The 23,270-nt window shown below is 72.2% G+C and carries 24 protein-coding genes; 18 read left to right on the top strand and 6 right to left on the bottom strand.

Features of this window, described 5'->3' with window-relative positions; all coding sequences use genetic code 11:
* Nucleotides 1-156 precede the first annotated feature (156 nt).
* Nucleotides 157-3,696, top strand: a complete 3,540-nt coding sequence (dnaE, locus tag ACFC1X_RS23145; protein ID WP_376356485.1) for a DNA polymerase III subunit alpha — start codon at nt 157-159, stop codon at nt 3,694-3,696.
* A gap of 79 nt (nt 3,697-3,775) precedes the next feature.
* On the opposite strand, the gene ACFC1X_RS23140 is transcribed toward dnaE, so the two are convergent.
* On the bottom strand, nt 3,776-3,943 hold the full coding sequence (locus tag ACFC1X_RS23140) for a hypothetical protein (protein ID WP_376356483.1): 168 nt from the start codon (nt 3,941-3,943) through the stop codon (nt 3,776-3,778).
* A gap of 224 nt (nt 3,944-4,167) precedes the next feature.
* Here ACFC1X_RS23140 and ACFC1X_RS23135 point away from each other — a divergent pair, with 224 nt between their 5' ends.
* From ACFC1X_RS23135 to ACFC1X_RS23120, 4 genes are all read left to right on the top strand, one after another.
* On the top strand, nt 4,168-5,379 hold the full coding sequence (locus ACFC1X_RS23135; RefSeq protein WP_376356481.1) for an NYN domain-containing protein: 1,212 nt from the start codon (nt 4,168-4,170) through the stop codon (nt 5,377-5,379).
* 133 nt (nt 5,380-5,512) lie between these two features.
* The gene (locus tag ACFC1X_RS23130) at nt 5,513-6,487 is read left to right on the top strand and encodes an ABC transporter ATP-binding protein (RefSeq protein WP_376356634.1); all 975 of its coding nucleotides are present in this window, start codon (nt 5,513-5,515) and stop codon (nt 6,485-6,487) included.
* An 89-nt stretch (nt 6,488-6,576) separates the two neighbouring features.
* Nucleotides 6,577-7,392 (top strand): ABC transporter permease, encoded by an 816-nt coding sequence (locus ACFC1X_RS23125; protein WP_376356479.1) that lies wholly within the window; start codon nt 6,577-6,579, stop codon nt 7,390-7,392.
* 34 nt (nt 7,393-7,426) lie between these two features.
* Nucleotides 7,427-8,113, top strand: a complete 687-nt coding sequence (locus tag ACFC1X_RS23120) for an AAA family ATPase (protein ID WP_376356477.1) — start codon at nt 7,427-7,429, stop codon at nt 8,111-8,113.
* A gap of 176 nt (nt 8,114-8,289) precedes the next feature.
* On the opposite strand, the gene ybaK is transcribed toward ACFC1X_RS23120, so the two are convergent.
* The 4 genes from ybaK to ACFC1X_RS23100 form a co-directional block, all read right to left on the bottom strand.
* Entirely contained in the window at nt 8,290-8,790 is a 501-nt protein-coding gene (gene ybaK, locus ACFC1X_RS23115) for a Cys-tRNA(Pro) deacylase (protein ID WP_376356475.1), read from the bottom strand.
* 13 nt (nt 8,791-8,803) lie between these two features.
* Nucleotides 8,804-9,544 (bottom strand): LON peptidase substrate-binding domain-containing protein, encoded by a 741-nt coding sequence (locus tag ACFC1X_RS23110; protein WP_376356473.1) that lies wholly within the window; start codon nt 9,542-9,544, stop codon nt 8,804-8,806.
* Between the two features lie 11 nt (nt 9,545-9,555).
* Nucleotides 9,556-10,599 (bottom strand): hypothetical protein, encoded by a 1,044-nt coding sequence (locus ACFC1X_RS23105; RefSeq protein WP_376356471.1) that lies wholly within the window; start codon nt 10,597-10,599, stop codon nt 9,556-9,558.
* 301 nt (nt 10,600-10,900) lie between these two features.
* On the bottom strand, nt 10,901-12,478 hold the full coding sequence (locus ACFC1X_RS23100) for an oxidoreductase (RefSeq protein ID WP_376356470.1): 1,578 nt from the start codon (nt 12,476-12,478) through the stop codon (nt 10,901-10,903).
* 201 nt (nt 12,479-12,679) lie between these two features.
* On the opposite strand from ACFC1X_RS23100, the gene hisD reads away from it, so the two are divergent.
* The 11 genes from hisD to ACFC1X_RS23045 all read left to right on the top strand — a co-directional run bounded on the left by hisD (nt 12,680) and on the right by ACFC1X_RS23045 (nt 20,563).
* The gene (gene hisD / locus ACFC1X_RS23095) at nt 12,680-14,005 is read left to right on the top strand and encodes a histidinol dehydrogenase (RefSeq protein WP_376356468.1); all 1,326 of its coding nucleotides are present in this window, start codon (nt 12,680-12,682) and stop codon (nt 14,003-14,005) included.
* Entirely contained in the window at nt 14,002-15,108 is a 1,107-nt protein-coding gene (locus tag ACFC1X_RS23090; protein ID WP_376356466.1) for a histidinol-phosphate transaminase, read from the top strand. The genes hisD and ACFC1X_RS23090 overlap by 4 nt, the downstream gene beginning before the upstream one ends.
* Nucleotides 15,105-15,698: an imidazoleglycerol-phosphate dehydratase HisB gene (gene hisB, locus ACFC1X_RS23085; RefSeq protein ID WP_055416452.1), complete on the top strand. Its 594-nt coding sequence runs from the start codon at nt 15,105-15,107 to the stop codon at nt 15,696-15,698. The genes ACFC1X_RS23090 and hisB overlap by 4 nt, the downstream gene beginning before the upstream one ends.
* A gap of 3 nt (nt 15,699-15,701) precedes the next feature.
* On the top strand, nt 15,702-15,866 hold the full coding sequence (locus ACFC1X_RS23080) for a hypothetical protein (protein ID WP_163015643.1): 165 nt from the start codon (nt 15,702-15,704) through the stop codon (nt 15,864-15,866).
* Nucleotides 15,857-16,507, top strand: coding sequence for an imidazole glycerol phosphate synthase subunit HisH (gene hisH / locus ACFC1X_RS23075; RefSeq protein ID WP_125491027.1), 651 nt, complete (start codon nt 15,857-15,859; stop codon nt 16,505-16,507). The genes ACFC1X_RS23080 and hisH overlap by 10 nt, the downstream gene beginning before the upstream one ends.
* Nucleotides 16,508-16,542: 35 nt before the next feature.
* Nucleotides 16,543-17,268 (top strand): bifunctional 1-(5-phosphoribosyl)-5-((5-phosphoribosylamino)methylideneamino)imidazole-4-carboxamide isomerase/phosphoribosylanthranilate isomerase PriA, encoded by a 726-nt coding sequence (priA, locus tag ACFC1X_RS23070; RefSeq protein WP_376356632.1) that lies wholly within the window; start codon nt 16,543-16,545, stop codon nt 17,266-17,268.
* The gene (locus ACFC1X_RS23065) at nt 17,265-17,660 is read left to right on the top strand and encodes a RidA family protein (RefSeq protein WP_376356464.1); all 396 of its coding nucleotides are present in this window, start codon (nt 17,265-17,267) and stop codon (nt 17,658-17,660) included. The genes priA and ACFC1X_RS23065 overlap by 4 nt, the downstream gene beginning before the upstream one ends.
* Before the next feature lie 16 nt (nt 17,661-17,676).
* Nucleotides 17,677-18,432 carry an imidazole glycerol phosphate synthase subunit HisF gene (gene hisF / locus ACFC1X_RS23060; RefSeq protein ID WP_376356462.1) on the top strand — a complete coding sequence of 252 codons (756 nt, stop codon included), beginning with the start codon at nt 17,677-17,679 and terminating at the stop codon, nt 18,430-18,432.
* Nucleotides 18,433-18,499: 67 nt separating this feature from the next.
* Nucleotides 18,500-18,652, top strand: a complete 153-nt coding sequence (locus ACFC1X_RS23055) for a hypothetical protein (protein WP_376356460.1) — start codon at nt 18,500-18,502, stop codon at nt 18,650-18,652.
* Nucleotides 18,653-18,711: 59 nt separating this feature from the next.
* The gene (locus ACFC1X_RS23050) at nt 18,712-19,299 is read left to right on the top strand and encodes an ArsR/SmtB family transcription factor (protein WP_376356458.1); all 588 of its coding nucleotides are present in this window, start codon (nt 18,712-18,714) and stop codon (nt 19,297-19,299) included.
* The gene (locus ACFC1X_RS23045) at nt 19,292-20,563 is read left to right on the top strand and encodes an MFS transporter (protein WP_376356456.1); all 1,272 of its coding nucleotides are present in this window, start codon (nt 19,292-19,294) and stop codon (nt 20,561-20,563) included. Before ACFC1X_RS23050 ends, ACFC1X_RS23045 begins: the two co-directional genes overlap by 8 nt.
* Nucleotides 20,564-20,573: 10 nt before the next feature.
* Here the strand turns inward: ACFC1X_RS23045 and ACFC1X_RS23040 are convergent, their stop codons facing one another.
* On the bottom strand, nt 20,574-21,209 hold the full coding sequence (locus ACFC1X_RS23040; RefSeq protein WP_376356454.1) for a TIGR03085 family metal-binding protein: 636 nt from the start codon (nt 21,207-21,209) through the stop codon (nt 20,574-20,576).
* An 81-nt stretch (nt 21,210-21,290) separates the two neighbouring features.
* On the opposite strand from ACFC1X_RS23040, the gene hisI reads away from it, so the two are divergent.
* Nucleotides 21,291-21,737 carry a phosphoribosyl-AMP cyclohydrolase gene (gene hisI, locus ACFC1X_RS23035; RefSeq protein ID WP_376356452.1) on the top strand — a complete coding sequence of 149 codons (447 nt, stop codon included), beginning with the start codon at nt 21,291-21,293 and terminating at the stop codon, nt 21,735-21,737.
* Between the two features lie 20 nt (nt 21,738-21,757).
* Nucleotides 21,758-23,248: an anthranilate synthase component I gene (locus ACFC1X_RS23030; protein WP_376356630.1), complete on the top strand. Its 1,491-nt coding sequence runs from the start codon at nt 21,758-21,760 to the stop codon at nt 23,246-23,248.
* The last annotated feature ends 22 nt before the right edge of the window (nt 23,249-23,270 follow it).

The raw sequence follows: 23,270 nt of genomic DNA, 5'->3' as shown, positions 1-23,270 counted from the left end.
TCTCCCCTCGGCCCAACGTCCGAAGGGGTGCGGGAGTGCCCGCCCCAGAAGGTACGCGTGGTCGGCCTCGGAGTGTCAGTCCCGAGGCATAGACTTCGACGCTGACCCCCGGACTGACCGCAGCCCGTCGCCCGCCGTTCCCCCTGGAGGCCGCACGTGTCCAAGCCGCCGTTCACGCACCTGCACGTCCACACCCAGTACTCGCTGCTGGACGGTGCCGCGCGGCTGAAGGACATGTTCGACGCCTGCAATGAGATGGGCATGTCGCACATCGCCATGTCCGACCACGGCAACCTGCACGGGGCGTACGACTTCTTCCACTCCGCGAAGAAGGCCGGGGTCACCCCGATCATCGGCATCGAGGCGTACGTCGCCCCCGAGTCGCGGCGGAACAAGCGCAAGATCCAGTGGGGCCAGCCGCACCAGAAGCGGGACGACGTCTCCGGTTCCGGTGGTTACACCCACAAGACGATGTGGGCGACCAACCGGACGGGACTGCACAACCTCTTCCGGCTCTCCTCGGACGCCTACGCCGAGGGCTGGCTGCAGAAGTGGCCCCGGATGGACAAGGAGACCATCTCCCAGTGGTCCGAGGGCATCGTCGCCTCCACCGGCTGCCCCTCCGGCGAGGTGCAGACCCGGCTGCGCCTCGGCCACTTCGACGAGGCGCTGAAGGCGGCCGCCGACTACCAGGACATCTTCGGCAAGGACCGCTACTTCCTGGAGCTGATGGACCACGGCATCGAGATCGAGCACCGGGTCCGCGACGGCCTGCTGGAGATCGGCCGGAAGCTCGGCATCCCGCCCCTGGTCACCAACGACTCGCACTACACCTACGCGCACGAGGCGACCGCCCACGACGCGCTGCTGTGCATCCAGACCGGCAAGAACCTCTCCGACCCGGACCGCTTCCGCTTCGACGGCACCGGCTACTACCTGAAGTCGACGGACGAGATGTACGCCATCGACTCCTCCGACGCCTGGCAGGAGGGCTGCGCCAACACGCGCCTGATCGCCGAGATGATCGACACCGACGGCATGTTCGAGAAGCGCGACCTCATGCCGAAGTTCGACATCCCCGACGGCTTCACCGAGGTCACCTGGTTCCAGGAGGAGGTCCGCCGCGGCATGGAGCGCCGCTTCGCGGGCCACGTCCCGGAGGACCGCCAGAAGCAGGCCGAGTACGAGATGGACGTCATCATCCAGATGGGGTTCCCGGGCTACTTCCTCGTGGTCGCCGACTTCATCATGTGGGCCAAGAACCAGGGCATCGCGGTCGGCCCCGGCCGAGGCTCCGCGGCCGGTTCGATCGTGGCCTACGCGATGGGCATCACCGACCTCGACCCCATCCCGCACGGCCTGATCTTCGAGCGGTTCCTCAACCCCGAGCGCGTCTCCATGCCCGACGTCGACATCGACTTCGACGAGCGCAGGCGCGTCGAGGTGATCAGGTACGTGACGGAGAAGTACGGCGCCGACAAGGTCGCCATGATCGGCACCTACGGCAAGATCAAGGCGAAGAACGCCATCAAGGACTCCGCGCGTGTGCTGGGCTACCCGTACGCGATGGGCGACCGGCTCACCAAGGCGATGCCCGCCGACGTCCTCGGCAAGGGCATCGACCTCAACGGCATCACGGACTCGACCCACCCCCGCTACAGCGAGGCCGGCGAGATCCGCGCGATGTACGAGAACGAGCCGGACGTGAAGAAGGTCATCGACACCGCCAAGGGCGTCGAGGGCCTGGTCCGGCAGATGGGCGTGCACGCGGCCGGCGTGATCATGTCCAGCGAGCCCATCGTCGACCACGCCCCCATCTGGGTGCGGCACACGGACGGCGTGACCATCACGCAGTGGGACTACCCGCAGTGCGAGTCGCTCGGCCTGCTGAAGATGGACTTCCTCGGCCTGCGCAACCTCACGATCATGGACGACGCCGTCAAGATGGTGAAGTCCAACAAGGGCATCGACCTCGACCTGCTGTCGCTGCCGCTGGACGACCCGACCACCTTCGACCTGCTCCAGCGCGGCGACACGCTCGGCGTGTTCCAGTTCGACGGCGGACCGATGCGCTCGCTGCTGCGGCTGATGAAGCCCGACAACTTCGAGGACATCTCCGCCGTCTCCGCGCTCTACCGTCCCGGCCCGATGGGCATGGACTCGCACACCAACTACGCGCTGCGCAAGAACAACCTCCAGGAGATCACGCCGATCCACAAGGAGCTGGAGGAGCCCCTCCAGGAGGTCCTCGCGGTCACCTACGGCCTGATCGTCTACCAGGAGCAGGTGCAGAAGGCCGCCCAGATCATCGCGGGCTACTCGCTCGGCGAGGCCGACATCCTGCGCCGCGTGATGGGCAAGAAGAAGCCCGACGAACTGGCGAAGAACTTCGTCCTCTTCCAGGAGGGCGCCCGCAAGAAGGACTACAGCGACGAGGCCATCCAGGCCCTGTGGGACGTGCTGGTCCCGTTCGCCGGCTACGCCTTCAACAAGGCGCACTCCGCCGCCTACGGCCTGGTGTCGTACTGGACGGCGTACCTCAAGGCCAACTACCCGGCCGAGTACATGGCGGCCCTGCTCACCTCGGTCAAGGACGACAAGGACAAGTCGGCCGTCTACCTCAACGAGTGCCGGCGCATGGGCATCAAGGTCCTGCCGCCCAACGTCAACGAGTCCATGTCGAACTTCGCCGCGCAGGGCGACGACGTGATCCTCTTCGGCCTCTCCGCCGTCCGCAACGTCGGTACCAACGTCGTCGAGTCGATCATCAGGTGCCGCAAGGCGAAGGGGAAGTACGCCTCGTTCCCCGACTACCTGGACAAGGTCGAGGCGGTCGTCTGCAACAAGCGGACCACCGAGTCGCTGATCAAGGCCGGCGCCTTCGACGAGATGGGGCACACCCGCAAGGGCCTCACCGCGCAGTACGAGCCGATGATCGACAACGTGGTCGCGGTCAAGCGCAAGGAGGCCGAGGGGCAGTTCGACCTCTTCGGCGGCATGGGCGACGAGCAGAGCGAGGAGCCGGGGTTCGGACTCGACGTCGTCTTCGGCGAGGACGAGTGGGACAAGACCTATCTGCTCGCCCAGGAGCGGGAGATGCTCGGTCTCTACGTCTCCGACCACCCGCTCTTCGGCCTGGAGCACGTGCTGTCCGACAAGGCCGACGCGAGCATCTCCCAGCTCACCGGCGGTGACTTTGGGGACGGCGCGGTCGTCACCATCGGCGGCATCATCTCCGGCCTCCAGCGCAAGATGACCAAGCAGGGCAACGCCTGGGCCATCGCCACCGTCGAGGACCTGGCCGGCTCCCTGGAGTGCATGTTCTTCCCGGCGACCTACCAGCTGGTGTCCACCCAACTCGTCGAGGACGCCGTGGTCTTCGTCAAGGGCAGGCTGGACAAGCGGGAGGACGTGCCGCGGCTGGTCGCGATGGAGCTGCAGGTCCCCGATCTGTCCAACGCGGGCACCAACGCGCCCGTGGTCCTCACCATCCCGGCCACCCGCATCACGCCGCCGATGGTCAGCCGCCTCGGCGAGATCCTCACCCACCACCGGGGCGACAGCGAGGTGCGGATCAAGCTCCAGGGCCCGACGAAGACGACGGTGCTCCGGCTGGACCGGCACCGGGTCAAGCCCGATCCGGCGCTCTTCGGCGACCTGAAGGTGCTGCTCGGGCCGTCCTGCCTGGCGGGCTGACGGGGCTCTGCCCGAAAGCGAGCGAGGGGCGCTCCCGGTTGCCGGGCGCGCCCCATGCCAGTTGTGGCTGTGGTGTTGCTCAGTTGTGGCCGAAGCGCTTCTGGCGCTTGCGGGACGCGGCGTCGCCGGGCGTCGTCAGCTGCGGGGAGTGCTGCTCCTCGCGCTCCAGCACGTTCGACTCGGCGCCCTGCGGGGCGCGCTCGGCGTGGGGCTGCTTACGGTCACGGTTGTTCTTGTTCTTGGCCATGGTGATCTACCTCCTGAGGGGGATCTAGGGGCCAACGACGGAACCAGATTCACATAGGCCGATAAAGAACGCATATCGGGCAATTACCGTGCGTGACACGGCTCGTCGGGGTCCGGTCCGCCGAAACGCCACGCCGAAGATCGAGTTCGGGCCGTTAACCTCCGCGCCGTCGGGCAGACTCGAAGGAAGCCCGAAGCAAACCTCCCGGAAAGAGGGTGGATCGCGTGGACCGCTGCATCGTCCTGGTGGACGCCGGGTATCTGCTGGGGGCCGCCGCGAGTCTGCTCGCCGGGGAGCCCTCACGCTCGCGCATCACCGTCGACCACGCCGCCCTCATCCAGGGGCTGCGCGACCGCGCCGAATCCGACACCGGGCAGCCCCTGCTGCGCATCTACTGGTTCGACGGCGCCCCCGACCGTGTCCCGCAGCCCGAACACCGCCGGCTGCGCGTGATGCCCCGGGTCACCGTCCGGCTTGGTGCCCTCACGCGCAGTGACGGCCGCTGGGCGCAGAAGGGCGTCGACGCCGCCATGCACGCCGAGCTGACCGAGCTCGCCCGCAACCGCGCCTGCTCCGACGTCGTCCTGGTGACCGGCGACGGCGATCTGCTGCCCGGCATGATGGCCGCCAAGGAGCACGGCGTCGCCGTCCACCTGTGGGCCGTACAGGCCGCCGACGGCGACTACAACCAGTCCGAGGACCTGGTCGCCGAGGCCGACGAACGACGCGTCCTGGACCGTACGTGGATCACCAAGGCGGTACGCGCCAAGGAACTCGGCGGGATCTGCGCGCCGCCGCCCGTGCCCCGCCCCGAGATCGCCGCGATCCTCTCCGCGCCGCTGCCCGAATCGGCCCTCTCGGCGACCGCCGAACGGCCCGCACAGGAGCCCGAGCACCCCACGACGGCCGCCGGGCGCAACGGCGCCGAGGAGCGCGTACCGCCCGCCAAGGGCGTGCCCACCCCCAAGGACCTGGCCGCCCTGCGCGCCCCCGGCGCCCCTCATGCCCCGCAACCGACCACCGCCACCCTGCGCTGGTCCTCCGACAAGGGCTGGGTCGACCGGCCCGCCGCCGAGCCGTCCGAGGCCGCCTCCATGCCGACGCTGGCCCAGCTCACCACGGCCGAGCAGCGCTGGGCCGACCGCGAGGAGGACATCACCACGGTCGGCGGCGACCCGTACGAGGTCGGTCAGGTCTTCGCCCGCCGCTGGCTGGAGCGCCTCGGCGACCACGGCCACCTGCAGAAACTCTCCGGGATGTACCCGCGCATCCCGCACCGCGTGGACGGGGAGCTGCTGCGCTACGCGGCGCGCTTCGGGCTGCTGGCCCACAAGGACGACCAGATCGACGAGCACGACCGGTACGCGATCCGGGCCGGGTTCTGGCGGGAGATCGACGTGCGGACGGCGACCGAACGCACCCCCGCGGCGGAGTGAGGCGCTCCGGCGCCTCCCCGGCTGAATCGACACTTATGGGCGGACCCCGGGGCGGGCCGGGGGGACGGACCCCGTAGTCTCGTCCCTTGTGAGTACGCGCGCGGCACAGGCACTACGACCCGGTGGCGGCGCCGTGTGCGCGGTGCGCGGACTGACCAAGACCTATCCGGCCCAGCGCGGCAGGCGCGGCGTTCCCGCCACTCCCGAGGTGCGGGCCACCGACGACGTGACCCTGGACATCCGCCGCGGTGAGATCTTCGGCCTGCTCGGGCCCAACGGCGCCGGCAAGTCCACCCTCGTACGCCAGCTCACCGGCCTGATGCGGCCCGACCGCGGCAGCGTGGAGATCCTCGGGCACGACGTCGTGCGCCACCCCGAGCGGGCCGCCCGGATCCTCGCCTACCTCGGACAGGAGTCCAGCGCCCTGGACGAGCTGACCGTGTCGCTCGCCGCCGAGACCACCGGGCGGCTGCGCGGCCTGGAGGTGCGGCGGGCGCGCGCCGAGCGGGACGCGGTCCTCGACGAGCTGGGCCTGACCCCCCTCGCCGCCCGCCCGATCAAGAAGCTCTCCGGCGGCCAGCGCCGCCTCGCCTGCTTCGCCTCCGCGCTGGTCGGGGAGCGCCCGCTGCTCGTGCTGGACGAGCCGACCACCGGCATGGACCCGGTGGCCCGGCGCGCGGTGTGGGCGGCCGTCGACCGGCGGCGCGCCGAACGCGGCACCACCGTCCTGCTCGTCACCCACAACGTCATCGAGGCCGAGACCGTCCTCGACCGGGTCGCCGTCCTCGACCGGGGACGCGTCATCGCCTGCGACACGCCCTCCGGGCTCAAGGAGAAGGTCGCCGGCGAGGTCCGCGTCGACCTGGTGTGGCGCGAGACGGCCCCTCTGCACGTCCCGGAGGTCGCCGCCCTGCGCGACCGCGTCGTCGAGTCGGGGCGGCGCTGGACGCTGCGGCTGGCCCCCGAGGAGGCCCGCGCGGTCGTCGCCACCGTCACCGGCGGTGCCGCCTTCGCCGCGCTCGACGACTTCACCCTGGCCACGCCCAGCCTGGAGGACGTATACCTGGCGCTGGGCGGCGCGGCGCGGCAGGGGCTGGTGAGGGCTTGAGCGCACGCACGGTGAGCACATCGGCCGCCGCATCCGTACCCGTCAGGGCGACCGTCTCCAACGACCCCAACGAAGGGGAGCAGCGCGACGTGAGTGTCGTATCCGCCGATGTCCTGCCGGGCGGCGTCCTGGCCGTCGAGGAGCAGGACGCCGCCGAGCTGGGACCCAAGGCGCGGCTGTGGCCCTCCCTGGTGGCCGTGTACCGGGCGCAGCTGTCCCGGGCGCGGGTCGCGCGCATCCCGCTGCTCTTCGTGGCCACCTTCCAGTCGGTCGGCATCATGATCCTGATGCGCGGCGTGGTGGACGGCGGCGGCGAGGCGCGGGCCGTTGTCGCCGGTTCGGCGGTGCTCGTCGTGGCCTTCGTGGCGCTGAACCTGCTCGCCCAGTACTTCGGGCAGCTGCGGGCCAGCGGCGGCCTCGACCACTACGCGACGCTGCCGGTGCCGCCGGCCGCCGTGGTGCTGGGCGCGGCGGGCGCGTACGCGTCCTTCACGGTGCCCGGGACCGTCGTGACGGCGGTGTTCGGCTGTCTGCTGTACGGGCTGCCGATGACGCATCTGTGGGTGCTGGTGGCGGTGATCCCGCTGGCGGGCGCCGCGCTCGCCGGACTGGGCGCGGCCCTCGGCCTGCTCGCGCCCCGGCCCGAGTTCGCCACCCTGCTGGGTCAGCTGGGCATGTCGGCGGCGCTGCTGCTGGGTGTGCTGCCGGCCGAGCGGATGCCGGAGGCGGTCCGGCTGGTCCGGGACCTGCTGCCCTCGACGTACGGCGTGGAGGCGTTCGCGCGCACCTTCGGGGAGCGGCCCGACTGGGCCTTCGTCCTCGGTGACCTCGCGGTGTGCGCCGGGGTCGGTGTGATCTCCCTGGCCGTCGCCACCTGGGCGTACCGCAGGGCGGCCGTCCGGTGATGTGCCGCACCGGCGGGTTTGGCACGATGGCACGGTGACCGCTCCTCTGAATCCGCCACCCCCGCCGAACGAACGCCCGTCGTACCAGGGCGGGCCGGTGCCGCCGCCCGTCGGCGCGCACGCGGTGGGGACCGCGCCCGGCGCACCGTACGACCACCACGGCGAACAGGACGGCCCCGGGATGCTGACCGAAGTGCGGCAGGCCGCCGTGGCCGTGCTGGCGATCGCGCTCTCCGGGGCGCTGCTGGGCGTGCTGTGGTGGAAGCTGGCCCCGACCGTGCCGCTGGTCGGCGACGTGGTCGACGAGCGCTGGGTGGTCTTCCTGAAGCAGTCCGAGGGCGAGCAGGCGATCGGCGTCGACGGAACGTTCACGCTGCTCGCGCTGGCGTTCGGGGCGCTCAGCGCGGTCGTGGCCTTCCTGCTGCGGCGGCGCGGCGGCGTGCCGCTGGTGGTGGCGCTGGGCGTCGGCGGACTGCTCGGCTCGCTCCTGGCGTGGCGGGTCGGCGTGTGGCTCGGCCCCGCACAGGACGTGATCGCCCACGCGAAGGACGTGGGCAAGGGCGTGACGTTCGACGCGCCGCTGAAGCTGGGCGCGAAGGGCGCGCTGCTGGCCTGGTCGCTGGCGGCGCTCGTCGTCCACCTGGGGCTGACGGGCCTGTTCGGCCCCAGGGACCCGGAGCCGGACCCCTGGCCCGCACCGTACGGGGACAAGCCGGCGTAACTCCCGCCGAGCCGGCGTAGCTCCCGCCGAGCCGACGCGGCTCGCGTGCCGTCGCCCGGTCTAGGCGGGGCGGCGGCCGTGGTTCGCCCGGCCCTTTCTGGTGCGCCACCTGCGTTTGCGGGTTCTCTTCGACATGTTCTGTCTGATTAGCCGAGAACGGCGCCCTCGTCGAGGGGTTACGCGCGTCCGATCGGCGCGAGGACCGCGTCCGTCAGCTTGGTGAGGTCGTCGGGGGCCAGCTCGACCTCCAGGCCGCGGCGGCCCGCCGAGACGCAGATCGTGGCGTGGCCCGAGGCCGACGCGTCCAGCACCGTCGCGAGCCGCTTGCGCTGGCCCAGGGGCGAGATGCCGCCCCGCACGTAGCCCGTGGTGCGCTCGGCCAGCGCCGGGTCGGCCATCGCCGCGCGCTTGCCGCCCACCGCGGCCGCCAGGGCCTTCAGGTCCAGCTGGCCCGCCACCGGCACCACCGCGACCGTCAGGGCGCCGTCGACGTCCGCCACCAGCGTCTTGAAGACCCGCTCCGGCGAGACGCCCATCGCCTCGGCCGCCTCCTCGCCGTACGACGGGTGCGCGGGGTCGTGCTCGTAGGCGTGCACGGTGTACGTCACCCCGGCCGCCGTGAGGGCCACCGTCGCGGGCGTGCCGCCGGACTGCTGCTTCTTCGACTTCTTCGCCATGCGGGCCGGTACCTCAGTTGAGACTCGTCGGGCCGCGCGTCAGTTCCGACGCGGGCAGGGACGGCAGCGTACGGATGACGGCGGTCTCGGAGCGAAGGAGTTTCAGCTCGTCCCGCAGGCGGGACGCGGTGTCCGGAGCCTGGAGCAGACGCTGCTTCGTCGGCGTGTCGAGCATCATCGCGGCGGCGACCAGGTACGAGACCACACCCGGTTCGTCCGGCAGCTCGGCGCCGGTCGCCAGCGACCGCTCGCGCGCCCCCGCCAGCCGCTTCTGGTACTGCCGGAAGGACCGCAGGACGCCCTCGGCCAGCGCGCCGGCCTCGTCGCCCAGTTCCTCCGACAGCGGTTCCAGCTCCGCCGTCAGGAAGGGGCCCGAAGCGTCCACCGAGACGAGGCGCACCCGGTTCGTGCCGGTCGCCAGCACCTCGAAGGTGCCGTCGGCCCGCTCGCGGATCGTCGCGGCGTCCGCGATGCAGCCCACCTTGTGGAACGCCTTGATCGGGTCGGGGCCGAACCCGGCCGTCGGCCCGCGTTCCAGCGTGGCCGTCGGGTCGGGCAGGCCGGGAGCGCTCTGGGCCACCTCGTAGCCGTCACGGATCGCCACGACGGCGAACCGGCGGGGTTCGTCCTCGGAGGTCTTCAGCAGTTCGCGCATCATGGCGCGATAGCGCTCCTCGAAGATGTTGAGGGGGAGCACCAGCCCCGGGAACAGGACGGAGTTCAGGGGGAAGAGGGGGAGCCGGACGGTGGTCACGACGCAGAAGCCTAATGGTCGCCGGGACCGACGCGTCCGCCCCGCCCACTTCGTGGATGGCCCGAACCCGTCGTCGGCGCGGCGGTCACGGCCGCGCGGACGTCCGCGCGCACCTGGAGGAAGCGGCCGAGCGGGTCGTCCGTCTCCCGGTCCCAGGGGAAGGACGTGACGTACGGGCCGGTCAGCCGCAGCTGTTCCGCCGCGTCCGCGGGCCGGTCCAGGCACACGAGGACGTACGCCAGCAGGTTCCGCAGCTCCGCCGCCCAGGGGTCGGCCGCCGGGTGGGCCGCCGACAGGGCGATCGCGCGGTCGGCGGCCGCGTCCAGGCGGACACGGAGGTCACGCGGGGGTACGCCGCTCGCGGAGCCGCCGTCGGCGCCGGTGGCCCGCAGACAGGTGAAGGCCGCCCGCAGCGGCAGCGCCCGGACCAGTGCGTCCTCGGGGGCGTCCTGCGCGGCCGTCTCGGCGAAGTCCAGGCATTCGCGGTGGGCGCCGGGGGAGGCGGCGGCCAGGTACTCCAGGGCGGCGACGTGGCAGCCGTAGTGGTGCGGGGAGCGGCGGACCGCCTGTCCCCACAGCCGCTCGAACTCGGCGTGTCCGGCGCCGGCGCCCCGCGCCGCGTCCAGCGCCGTGCGCCAGGGCACCGGGTCGGGTCCGGCGCCCTCGGCCGCCGCGGTGACCGTGGGCACGATCTGGCGCAGCAGCTCGGCACGGTCCGGTGAGTCCCAGTGGCGGGCGACCGCCAGGCGCGCCGCGACCAGCGGGGCGCCGGGGTCGTCCGGGGCGGTGGCCCGCCAGGTGTCGAGCCATTCGGAACGGGAGCGGGAGAAGGCGGCGAGCCGTGTGGTGTACCGGTCGCGGTGCTCCCACTCCGCGTCCTCGCGGGTGCCGGCGAGGAGGCCGGCCGCGGGGGTGTGCTCGCCGCGGGCCGCGGCGAGGAGGGCGGGGGCGAGGCGGTCGTCGGGGGCGTCGAGGAGCACGTCGTCGTCTTGGGCGGGCCGTGAGGTCCGGGCGCGGGCCCGGGCGGCCGCGGTCCTTAGGAACGCGCGCAGCATGGTGTCTACGACGGTCGACCGGGCGGGATGGTTGTGCGGGCCGGGTCCGGATTCGGCCTCGGCTTCGCCTTCGGCCGATTGTGTTCCCACCCGCACCACCCGTGCGGCTTTCGTCGTCGGGTGCGGGTGGCCCCGGCGGGGCTTCTCGCCGTCGGCGGCCGCGGGTTGTGGGGCGTCGGACCTGAAGCGCCCCACCCCCGGAGGTCGCGCCATCCGTGCGGCTTTCGTGGTCGGGTGCGGGTGGCCCCGGCGGTCGCGGGCTGTGGGCGTCGGACGTGGAGGCGCCTCACCCCCGGAGGGATCAGCCTCTGCGCAGCAGGCGGGTCGCGCCCGCCGCGACCGTCGTTGCCAGGATCCAGCCCAGCAGGATCAGGGCCGTCGCCAGCCACTGCCAGGCGTCGTGGAGTTGCCAGAAGCCGGCCTGGCCCAGGTCGATGACCGGCAGGAGCAGGTCGAGGGCGAAGAGGGCCGGGTTCCAGTCCGGGTGCTCGCCGGTCTTCAACGGCGGCGGTTCCGCGCGGGCGAAGGCGAGCGAGCCCGCCGCCCACAGCACCGCCATCCACACCGCGGCCCGCCCCGGCCGGTAGCCGTACGCGACCGTCCAGTCCTGGGCGTACCCCACGAGCTTCGCGGCGATCGGCAGGCTCTCGCGGCGCCGGCGGTGCTTGGCGAGCAGCACCTCGCGGGCGTCCTCGTCCTCGCCGCCGGCCCGCAGCACGGCGGCGAGGCGCTCGTACGGCTCCGGGTTGTACTCGGCGGTCGCGGCGCCCACCCAGCGCAGCCGCTTCTCCAGCGGGAACGGCCCCCGCGGCACCAGGTTCTCGTAGGTGAAGCCGCCCATGTGCAGCCGGCCCGGTCCTGGCCAGCTGTCCGCCCGGTCCATCAGATTGACGACCCGCGCCCCCGACAGCACCACCCGGCCGCGCGCCGGCCGCTCGCCCAGGAACCGCAGCTCGGGCGTCTGCACCCGGCGCAGCGACAGCTCCTGGTCGTCGGCGAAGGCGAACCGGGCATGCTCGAAGTCGAGCGCGTCGCCGAACCGCCCGTCGTCCAGCCGCACCCCGCCCTCGCACTCGAAGCGCTGGATCCGCGTCCCCTGCGCGGGCGTGGTGCCCCGCAGCAGCGGGCTGCCGAGCCCGGCCGGTGTCAGGTACAGGGTGCGCTCCACCGTCAGCTGCGGTGCGTTGAGCGCGTGCCGCGTGTACGGGTTGAGGAGCCGGGCGCCGCGCAGGCTCAGCGACACGCCGACCTGGGCGCTGCGCAGACTCATCTCGCCGTGCGACTCCAGCATCTCGGCCTGGAGGTCCTGCCCGACCGTCATGCCGTCCGCCGCGATGGAACGGCCGTGGCGGTCCCGGTGCACGATCGCCTGGTTGAGCAGCAGGTCGGTGCCTATCTGCGCGTCCGTCAGGCGGATGCCGCCGGGGAAGCGGGAGCGGGGCAGGTGCAGGTCGCCCTCGGTGTGCAGCCGGGCCGCCTCCAGCCGCGGCACCCAGCAGTCCACCAGGCGCACGGTCGTGAACCGGGTCTCCGGCAGCAGCACCTCCCGCTCGAACCGGCAGCCGCGCAGCTCGACGTACGGCTCCACGGTGCCGCCGGCGAGGTCCATCGTGCCGCTGATCCGCACGCCCGTCAGCTGGAGCGAGGCCACCCGGCCCGCGAGGGCCGGGGGACCGTCGAGCAGCAGCCAGCAGACGATGCGGGCCCGCACGCTCCGCTCCGGTCCCCACGGGTGCCCGCCGTGCGGGTCGTCGACGAGCGCGTCGCCGCTGCTGAGGTCGTACACGCTGCCGTTGCGGAAGGCCTGCCACATGCCGGCCTCGGCGGCGGTCAGGTCGTCCGGCAGCTCTCCGTCACGGGGGCCCACCACTACGGTCACAGCACTTCACTCCCTCCCCAGCTACTCGTCGGTCGCTCACTCTTCGTACAACCGTTCATGCCCACTGGGTGACACTCCGAACACTCAAAGTGAGCACCGATTCGGGTGAGTTGCCCGTGGGCCGCGCGGGGCCGTCGCGTTCTGTATCAGCCATTGATACGCGCGAACCGTGTCCGACGCGGGTCTGAGAGAATTGGTTCCGTGATCTCCCGAATCGATCTGCGCGGCGACGCCCTCCCCGAGGGCCCCGCCCTGCGCGACCTGCTGCCCCGAGCCGACTTCGACGTCTCGGCCGCCCTGGAGAAGGTGCGTCCGATCTGCGAGGCCGTGCATCATCGGGGCGACGCGGCGCTGATCGACTTCGCCGAGCAGTTCGACGGGGTCAGGCTGGACCAGGTCAGGGTCCCGGCGGCCGCGCTCACGCGCGCGCTGGAGGAGCTGGACCCGGCCGTGCGCGCGGCCCTGGAGGAGTCCATCCGCCGCGCCCGGCTCGTCCACCGCGAGCAGCGCCGCACCACCCACACCACGCAGGTCGTGCCCGGCGGCTCGGTCACCGAGAAGTGGGTGCCGGTCGAACGGGTCGGGCTGTACGCGCCCGGCGGCCGGTCGGTCTACCCGTCGTCCGTGATCATGAACGTGGTGCCCGCGCAGGAGGCCGGCGTCGAGTCGGTCGCCCTCGCCTCGCCCGCCCAGGCCGAGTTCAACGGCCTCCCGCACCCGACCATCCTCGCCGCCTGCGCCCTGCTCGGCGTCGACGAGGTGTACGCGGCGGGCGGCGCCACCGCCGTCGCGATGTTCGCGTACGGCACCGAGTCCTGCCCGCCCGCCAACATGGTCACGGGCCCCGGCAACATCTGGGTCGCCGCCGCCAAGCGCTACTTCACCGGGAAGATCGGCATCGACGCCGAGGCCGGCCCGACCGAGATCGCGGTCCTCGCCGACGCCACCGCCGACCCGGTGCACGTCGCCTCCGACCTGATCAGCCAGGCCGAGCACGACCCGCTGGCCGCCGCCGTCCTGGTCACCGACTCCGTGGAGCTCGCGGACGCGGTCGAGAAGGAACTCCAGCCGCAGGTCGAGGCCACCAAGCACATCGACGACCGGATCGTCCCGGCCCTGAAGGGCCGCCAGTCCGCGATCGTCCTGGTCGACGGCCTGGACGAGGGCCTCCGCGTGGTCGACGCCTACGGCGCCGAGCACCTGGAGATCCAGACCGCCGACGCCGCCGCCCTCGCCGACCGGGTGAAGAACGCCGGCGCGGTCTTCGTCGGCCCCTGGGCGCCCGTCTCCCTCGGTGACTACGCGGCCGGGTCCAACCACGTCCTGCCCACCGGCGGCTGCGCCTGCCACTCCTCGGGCCTGTCCGTGCAGTCCTTCCTGCGCGGCATCCACATCGTCGACTACACGCGCGACGCGCTGGCCGAGGTCGCGCACCACGTGGTGACGCTGGCGGAGGCCGAGGACCTGCCCGCGCACGGGGCGGCGATCAAGGCGAGGTTCGAGTGGAAGGTTCCGGACGGCAAGTGACCGGCATCGACGATCTCCCCGTACGGGACGAGCTGCGCGGCAAGTCCCCCTACGGCGCGCCCCAACTGGACGTGCCCGTACGGCTGAACACCAACGAGAACCCCTACCCGCTGCCCGAGGCGCTGGTCGAACGGATCACCGAGCGGGTCCGCGAGGCCGCCCGCGACCTCAACCGCTACCCGGACCGGGACGCGGTCGAGCTGCGCACCAGGCTCGCCGAGTACCTGACGAAGACCTCCGGCCACCCGCTGGACACGGGCAACGTCTGGGCGGCCAACGGCTCCAACGAGGTCATCCAGCAGCTGCTCCAGACCTTCGGCGGCCCGGGCCGCACCGCGATCGGCTTCGAGCCCTCGTACTCGATGCACGGCCTCATCGCGCGCGGCACCGGCACGGGCTGGATCTCCGGCCCGCGCCACGACGACTTCACCATCGACGTGCCCGCCGCCGAGCGCGCCCTCGCCGAGCACCGCCCGGACGTCGTCTTCATCACCACCCCCAACAACCCCACCGGCAACGCCGTCCCGGCCGAGACCGTCCTCGCCCTGTACGAGGCCGCCCAGGCGGCGAAGCCCTCGATGGTCGTCGTGGACGAGGCCTACATCGAGTTCAGCCACGGCGCCTCGCTGCTGCCGCTGCTGGACGGCCGGCCGCACCTCGTGATCTCCCGCACCATGTCGAAGGCGTTCGGCGCGGCGGGCCTGCGCCTGGGCTACCTCGCCGCGCACCCGGCCGTCGTCGACGCCGTCCAGCTCGTACGGCTGCCGTACCACCTCTCGGCCGTGACCCAGGCGACCGCGCTGGCCGCCCTGGAGCACACGGACACGCTGCTGAAGTACGTCGAGCAGCTGAAGACCGAGCGGGACCGGCTGGTCGCCGAACTGCGCGCCATCGGCTACGAGGTGACCGAGTCCGACGCCAACTTCGTCCAGTTCGGGCGGTTCGCGGACTCCCACGAGGCCTGGCGGAAGATCCTCGACCGGGGCGTGCTGGTCCGGGACAACGGCGTACCGGGGTGGCTGCGGGTCACCGCCGGAACCCCGGAGGAGAACGACGCGTTCCTCGACGCGGTACGTGAAGTCAAGAAGGAGCAGAACACATGAGCCGCGTGGGACGCGTGGAGCGTACGACCAAGGAGACCTCGGTCCTCGTCGAGATCGACCTCGACGGCACCGGGAAGACCGACATCGCCACCGGCGTCGGCTTCTACGACCACATGCTCGACCAGCTCGGCCGGCACGGTCTGTTCGACCTCACCGTGAAGACCGACGGCGACCTGCACATCGACTCCCACCACACCATCGAGGACACCGCCCTCGCGCTGGGCGCCGCCTTCAAGCAGGCCCTCGGCGACAAGGTGGGCATCTACCGCTTCGGCAACTGCACGGTCCCGCTGGACGAGTCCCTCGCCCAGGTCACCGTCGACCTCTCCGGCCGCCCCTACCTCGTGCACACCGAGCCCGAGAAGATGGCGCCGATGATCGGCGAGTACGACACCACGATGACCCGGCACATCCTGGAGTCCTTCGTCGCCCAGGCCCAGGTCGCCCTGCACGTGCACGTGCCGTACGGGCGCAACGCGCACCACATCGTGGAGTGCCAGTTCAAGGCGCTGGCCCGGGCCCTGCGCTACGCCAGCGAGCGCGACCCGCGCGCGGCCGGCATCCTGCCTTCCACGAAGGGCGCGCTCTAACCCATGAACGGTACGTCCACCGCGCTGATCGTCGTCGGCCTGTTCTTCATCGGCGGCATCATCTCCTTCGCCAAGCAGCAGATGCCCAAGGGCCTGATCGTGCTGCTCTCCATCGGTGCCGCGATGTGTCTGTTCGCGGGCGTGCTGCGCCTGGAGGTGTGGAATTGACCTCCCCCGCCAAGCGGGTCGTCGTCTTCGACTACGGCTTCGGCAACATCCGTTCCGCCGAGCGCGCCCTCGCGCGCGCGGGAGCCGACGTCGAGATCACCCGTGACTACGACAAGGCCATGAACGCCGACGGCCTGCTGGTCCCCGGCGTCGGCGCCTTCGCCGCCTGCATGGACGGCCTCAAGGCGGCCCGCGGCGACTGGGTCGTCGACCGCAGGCTGTCGGGCGGCCGCCCGGTGATGGGCATCTGCGTGGGCATGCAGATCCTGTTCGCACGCGGCATCGAGCACGGCGTGGAAGCCGAGGGCCTGGACGAGTGGCCCGGCACGGTCGGCCCGCTCCAGGCCGACATCGTGCCCCACATGGGCTGGAACACCGTCGACGCGCCGGCCGACTCCCAGCTCTTCGCCGGCCTGGACGCGGACGCCCGCTTCTACTTCGTGCACTCCTACGCCGTCCACGACTGGACCCAGGAGTCGCTCAACCCGCTGATCGCCCCGCCCAAGGTCACCTGGTCCACGCACGGCAAGCCCTTCGTGGCCGCCGTGGAGAACGGCGCCCTGTGGGCCACGCAGTTCCACCCCGAGAAGTCCGGTGACGCGGGAGCCCAGCTCCTCACCAACTGGATCGAGACCCTGTAGAGATGAGCCCGGTAGAAGAGATGAGCCCGGTAGAGATGAGCAAGCTCGAACTCCTCCCCGCCGTCGACGTCCGCGACGGGCAGGCCGTCCGCCTCGTGCACGGCGAGTCCGGCACCGAGACCTCCTACGGCTCCCCGCTGGAGGCCGCCCTCGCCTGGCAGCGCTCCGGCGCCGAGTGGCTGCACCTCGTCGACCTGGACGCCGCGTTCGGCACCGGCGACAACCGCGCGCTGATCGCCGAGGTCGCGCGGGCCATGGACATCAAGGTCGAGCTGTCCGGCGGCATCCGCGACGACGACACCCTCGCCGCCGCGCTCGCCACCGGCTGCACGCGGGTGAACCTGGGCACGGCCGCGCTGGAGACCCCCGAGTGGGTCGCCGGGATCATCGCCGAGCACGGCGACAAGATCGCCGTCGGTCTCGACGTACGCGGCACCACGCTGCGCGGCCGCGGCTGGACCCGCGACGGCGGCGACCTCTACGAGACGCTGGCCCGCCTCGACAAGGAGGGCTGCGCCCGGTACGTCGTCACCGACATCGCCAAGGACGGCACCCTCCAGGGCCCCAACCTGGAACTCCTGAAGAACGTCTGCGCGGCGACCGACCGCCCGGTCGTCGCCTCCGGCGGCGTCTCCTCCCTGGACGACCTGCGCGCCATCGCCGGTCTCGTCCCGGCCGGTGTCGAGGGGGCCATCGTCGGGAAGGCCCTGTACGCGAAGGCGTTCACCCTGGAAGAAGCCTTGGAGGCTGTGTCGCCATGACATCCGAAGCCGTACGGCGTGTGCAGAGCGGAAGTCCCTGGGAAGAGTCCTTCGGTTTCGCACGGGCCGTGGCAGCGGGTGATCATGTCATCGTGGCCGGCACGACCGCCTTCAAGGGCGACGTGCTGTACGGCGACGGCGACCCGTACGAACAGACCAAGGTGGCCTTCGCCACCGCGGTCGAGGCGATCGGTGAGTTCGGGCTCGGCATCGAGTCCGTGATCCGGACGCGTGTGTGCCTGGCACATTCGCGCGACGTCGACGCGGTGGGCCGCGCCCACAAGGAGCTGTTCGACGCCGTACGCCCGGTGACGACCCTGCTGGTCGTCGAGGGCTTCATCGACTCGCGGGTGCTGGTGTCGGTGGAAGTGGAAGCATTCAGAGGACAGTAAGAGGAGCCGTGGATTCATGACCCTGGCGGTCCGAGTCATCCCCTGCCTGGACGTGGACGACGGCCGGGTCGTCAAGGGCGTGAACTTCCAGAACCTGCGCGACGCGGGCGACCCCGTCGAGATGGCCAAGGTGTACGACGCCGAGGGCGCCGACGAGCTGACGTTCCTGGACATCACCGCCTCGTCGGGCAACCGCGAGACGACCTACGACGTGGTGCGGCGCACCGCCGAGCAGGTGTTCATCCCGCTGACCGTCGGCGGCGGCGTGCGTACCGCCGACGACGTCGACAAGCTGTTGCGGGCCGGCGCGGACAAGGTGGGCGTGAACACGGCCGCCATCGCCCGGCCCGAGCTGATCCGCGAGATCGCGGAGCGGTTCGGCCGCCAGGTCCTCGTGCTGTCCGTGGACGCGCGGCGCACCGAGGCGGGCACCTTCGAGGTGACCACCCACGGCGGCCGGCGCGGCACCGGCATCGACGCGGTGGAGTGGGCGCACCGGGCCGCGGAGCTGGGCGCGGGGGAGATCCTGCTCAACTCGATGGACGCGGACGGCACGAAGGACGGCTACGACCTGGAGATGATCGAGGCGGTCCGGCGCCACGTGACCGTCCCGGTGATCGCCTCCGGCGGCGCGGGCCGCCTCACCGACTTCCCGCCCGCCGTGGCGGCGGGCGCGGACGCGGTCCTGGCGGCCTCCGTCTTCCACTTCGGCGACCTGCGGATCGGCCAGGTGAAGGACACGCTCCGCGAGGCGGGGCATCCCGTTCGCTAGTTCGAGGGCGTCGCGCGTTGGTGGCAGCTGTGCGACCTTGTGCGACCCCGGCTCCTAACATGCCCGTATGACTGCATTCACCATCGAGTTCACCGAGGAAGAGCTGGCAGAGCTGCGGGCTGAGGCGCGGCGGCGTGGAGTCTCCGTCGAGTGCCTCGCGCATGACGCACTGATGGAAGGTGTGGCCGCCAGGCGCCAAGAGCGCGGTGCGACACCTTAGGAAAGGGAAGTTGCGCAAAATTAATTGCGCAACTTTTCTTTTCTGATTAGCGTGAGGTCATGACCCGCGAGGAGAACCGTCCCATCACCGACCTGGGCACCCTCAAAGCCCTGGCGCACCCCCTGCGCATGCAGCTCTACCGAGGGCTGTGCGTGGCGCGTACGGCGACCGCCTCGCAGCTTGCCGAGCAGGTGGACGAGGCGGTCTCCCTGGTCAGCTATCACCTGCGCAAGCTCGCCGAGCACGGGCTGGTCGAGCAGGCCGAAGCGCAGAGCGCGGACGGCAGGGAACGGTGGTGGCAGCCCGCCTCGGACGGGGTCAGCATCCGCGACGAGAACTTCCGCGACGCCCCCGAGCGAGCGGCCGCCCACCTCGCGGCCACCCGGCTCTTCCACGAGCAGCGCGCCGGCATGTACCGCCGCTACCTCGACGAACGCCAGACCTGGGGGCCCGAGTGGAACTCCGCCGCCCCCGACAACGAGTCCCTGCTCCGGCTGACCTCGGCCGAGCTGGCCGAGCTGGCCGCTGAGCTGCTCGCCTTGGCGAAGAAGTACGACGAGAAGGGCAAGGCCGCCGAAGCCGCCGGTGACACCGACGGGCGCGAGAACGTCGCGCTGCACGTGTACGGGTTCCCGTTCCGTGTCTGAGCGGACCACGTCCGTGCCGGACACCCTCGTACTCCCGGCCGCAGCGGTCGCCGCCCACCGCGACCCCAACGTCCTGCGCTGGGTCGTCGCCTACACCGTCTCCATGGTCGGTGACATGGTCTTCTACCTCGCGTTGTCGTGGGCCGCCGTGCAGAACGGCACCGCCGCGCAGGCCGGGATCGTCACCGCCGTGAGCGCGGTGCCGCGGGCGCTGCTGATGCTGGGCGGCGGCGTGGTCGCCGACCGGTTCGGGCCGCGCAAGGTCGTCATCGGCAGCGACGCCGTACGGTGCGGCACGGTCCTCGCGGTGGCCGCCGTGCTCTTCGTGACCGACCCCGGACTGTGGCTGCTCGCGCTGCTCGCCGTCGTCTTCGGCACCGTCGACGCCGTGTTCCTGCCCGCCGTCGGCGCGCTCCCCGCGCGGATCACCACCAAGGACCAGCTCGCCCGCGTCCAGGGGATGCGCGGCCTCGGCATCCGCTTCGCCGCCGTGGTGGGCGCCCCGCTCGGCGGGCTCGGCGTGGCGGTGGGCGGTTCGGCCGCCGCCTTCGCGTGCGCGGGGCTGCTGATCGCCGTGTCCGTGCCGCTGCTGGTCTCCGTACGGGTGCGCGAGCTGCCGCCCGACGAGGCCACCGCCGACACCGCCCGGGACAGCACCGCCTGGCGCGACCTGCGGGCCGGCCTGCGCCACATCCGCCGGCACCGCGTCCTCGGCCCGCTGATGATCACCATCGCCCTCGGCGACCTCGGCTTCGTCGGCCCGCTCAACGTCGGCCTCACCCTGCTCGCGGACGAACGCGGCTGGGGCGCCTCCGGCATGGGCTGGGTGCTCGGCGGCTTCGGAACGGGGGCCGGCGTGGCGGCGCTGCTGCTGACCGTGCGCGGACGCGTCCCGCACGCCGGTCTGGTCGCCGCCGGAGCCATCATCCCCGGCGCCGCCGCCATCGCCGCCCTGGCGTACGCGCCCGGCCTCCCCGTGGCCGTCGGCACCGCGGTGCTCGTGGGGCTGCTCACGGGCCTCAGCGGCGCCATGTGCGGAGCCCTGCTGCAGACCCAGACCGACACCGCCTACCTGGGGCGCGTCACGGCGGTGGCCGGGATCGTCAGCCTGGGGATCGCGCCCCTGAGCATGCCGCTGTCCGCCGCCGCGATCGGCGTCTGGGGCACCGGGCCGGTCTTCGTCGTCAGCGCGGTGGTCTGCGCCCTCGGCGGGGTCGTCGCCCTGTGCGCGCCGGGCCTGCGGCGGGCCGAACTGCCGAAGTGAAGCGGCGCGCTCAGAGCCCGAGCTGCTTCGTCTCCTGCAGCCTGGCGATCGCGGCCTTCTCGCCCTCCAGTTCCACGTTCGCCGCGTCCTGGCGGCCGTACGCGAACAGCAGCAGCTCGGACGGCTCGCCGGTGGCCGTCACCACCGGCGTGCCCCGGTGGGCGACGGTCGTCTGGCCGTTCGGGCGGCGCAGGACGAGGCCGGTCGGGATGCCCCGGCCCATCAGCCGGGCGGCGCGCTCCAGGCGGGACCACAGGGCGTCCTGGAAGACCGGGTCCAGCTCGCGCGGCGACCAGTCGGGCCGGGCCCGGCGGACGTCCTCGGTGTGGACGTAGAACTCCACCGTGTTCGCCGCCTCGTCCACCTGCTTGAGCTGGAACGGCGAGAACCGGGGCGGGCCGGTGCGGATCAGCTGGAGCAGCTCCTCGTACGGCTTCGCGCCGTACTCCTCCATCACCCGGTCGAGCCGGGACGCCAGCTGCTTGATCAGGGTGCCCCCGGCGGCGTCCGGCCGGCGCTCGCGCACCACCACGTGCGCGGCGAGGTCGCGGGTCCGCCAGCCCTCGCACAGGGTCGGTGCGTCCGGGCCCGCCGTCTCCAACAGGTCCGCGAGCAGAAGTCGTTCACGCTTGGCGAAAGTCGACATGCGGCCAGCCTACGGCGCCCGGCCGGGTCCGCCCAATGGACAGCGCCGGGGAGTGTCCGGCCCGCGCGGCACAATGGGCGCATGACCAGCAGCTCCCCCCGGCCGCCCAGCCCGCTCGCCCCGGAGATCGCGGCCCGCCTCAAGCGCAGCGCCGACGGCCTCCTGCCCGCCATCGCCCAGCAGTACGACACCGGAGAGGTGCTGATGCTCGGCTGGATGGACGACGAGGCGCTGCACCGCACGCTGACCACGGGACGCTGCACCTACTGGTCGCGCAGCAGGCAGGAGTACTGGATCAAGGGCGACACCTCCGGGCACTTCCAGTGGGTGAAGTCCGTCGCCCTGGACTGCGACGCCGACACCGTCCTGGTCAAGGTCGACCAGGTCGGCGCCGCCTGCCACACCGGCGCCCGCACCTGCTTCGACGCCGACGTGCTCCTCGCCGAAGCGACCGAGGGCACCGGGGGCACCGGGGGCACCGAGGGCGCCGACGGCGCGGGTGCCGACGCGCCCGCGGCAGGTCAGTAGGGTCTGCCGCCATGGACGACATGGACCTCCTGACCTTCCGCAAGCTGGCCGCCGACCGCCGCGTGATCCCGGTGAGCCGCAAGCTCCTCGCCGACGGCGACACCCCCGTGGCGCTCTACCGCAAGCTGGCCGCCGAGCGCCCCGGCACCTTCCTCCTGGAGTCCGCGGAGAACGGCCGGTCCTGGTCCCGCTACTCCTTCGTCGGCGTCCGCAGCGCCGCCACCCTCACCGAGCGGGACGGCGAGGCCCACTGGCAGGGCACCCCGCCCGTCGGCGTCCCCACCGACGGCGACCCGCTGGCCGCCCTGCGCGCCACCGTCGAGGCCCTGCACACCCCCCGCGACCTCGCCCACGACCTGGGTCTGCCGCCCTTCACCGGCGGCATGGTCGGCTACCTCGGCTACGACATCGTGCGCCGCCTGGAGAAGGTCGGCCCGGGGGAGCGCGACGATCTGAGGCTCCCCGAGCTGACCATGCTGCTCACCAGCGACCTCGCCGTCATGGACCACTGGGAGGGCTCGGTCCTGCTGATCGCCAACGCGATCAACCACAACGACCTGGAGACCGGCGTCGACGAGGCCTACGCCGACGCGATCGCCCGCCTGGACGTCATGGAGGCCGACCTCACCCGCGCGGTCGCCCAGCCCCCGGCCGCGCTGCCGCCGTCCGAGCTGCCCGAGTACACCGCGCTGTGGGGCGGCCCCGACTTCCAGGAGGCCGTCGAGGACATCAAGGAGCGCATCCGCGCGGGCGAGGCCTTCCAGGTCGTCCCCTCCCAGCGGTTCGAGACGCCGTGCACCGCGAGCGCGCTGGACGTGTACCGGGTGCTGCGGGCCACCAACCCCTCCCCGTACATGTACCTGCTCCGCCTCGACGGCTTCGACGTCGTCGGATCGTCGCCCGAGGCCCTGGTCAAGGTCGAGGACGGCCGCGCCATGGTGCACCCCATCGCCGGCACCCGGCCCCGCGGCGCCACCCCGCAGGAGGACCAGGCCCTCGCCGACGAACTGCTCGCCGACCCCAAGGAGCGCGCCGAGCACCTGATGCTCGTCGACCTCGGCCGCAACGACCTCGGCCGGGTCTGCGAGCCCGGCTCCGTCGAGGTCGTCGACTTCATGTCCGTCGAGCGGTACTCGCACGTCATGCACATCGTCTCGACGGTCACCGGACGGGTCGCCCCCGGCCGCACCGCCTTCGACGTCCTCACCGCCTGCTTCCCGGCCGGCACCCTCTCCGGCGCCCCCAAGCCCCGCGCTCTCCAGATCATCGACGAACTCGAACCCTCCCGGCGCGGCCTGTACGGCGGCTGCGTCGGCTACCTCGACTTCGCGGGCGACTCCGACACCGCCATCGCCATCCGCACCGCGCTGCTGCGCGACGGCACCGCCTACGTCCAGGCGGGCGCCGGCGTCGTCGCCGACTCCGACCCCGTCGCCGAGGACACCGAGTGCCGCAACAAGGCGGCGGCGGTGCTGCGCGCCGTACACACGGCCAACCGACTGGCGCAATAGGGCCAACCCGCCGGAGTGGTGG

It is taken from the genome of Streptomyces sp. NPDC056128, from assembly GCF_042263835.1.
Classification (GTDB): domain Bacteria; phylum Actinomycetota; class Actinomycetes; order Streptomycetales; family Streptomycetaceae; genus Streptomyces.
The sequence above is the reverse complement of the archived record's forward strand: the minus strand, read 5'-3'. Positions and strand labels throughout refer to the sequence as shown.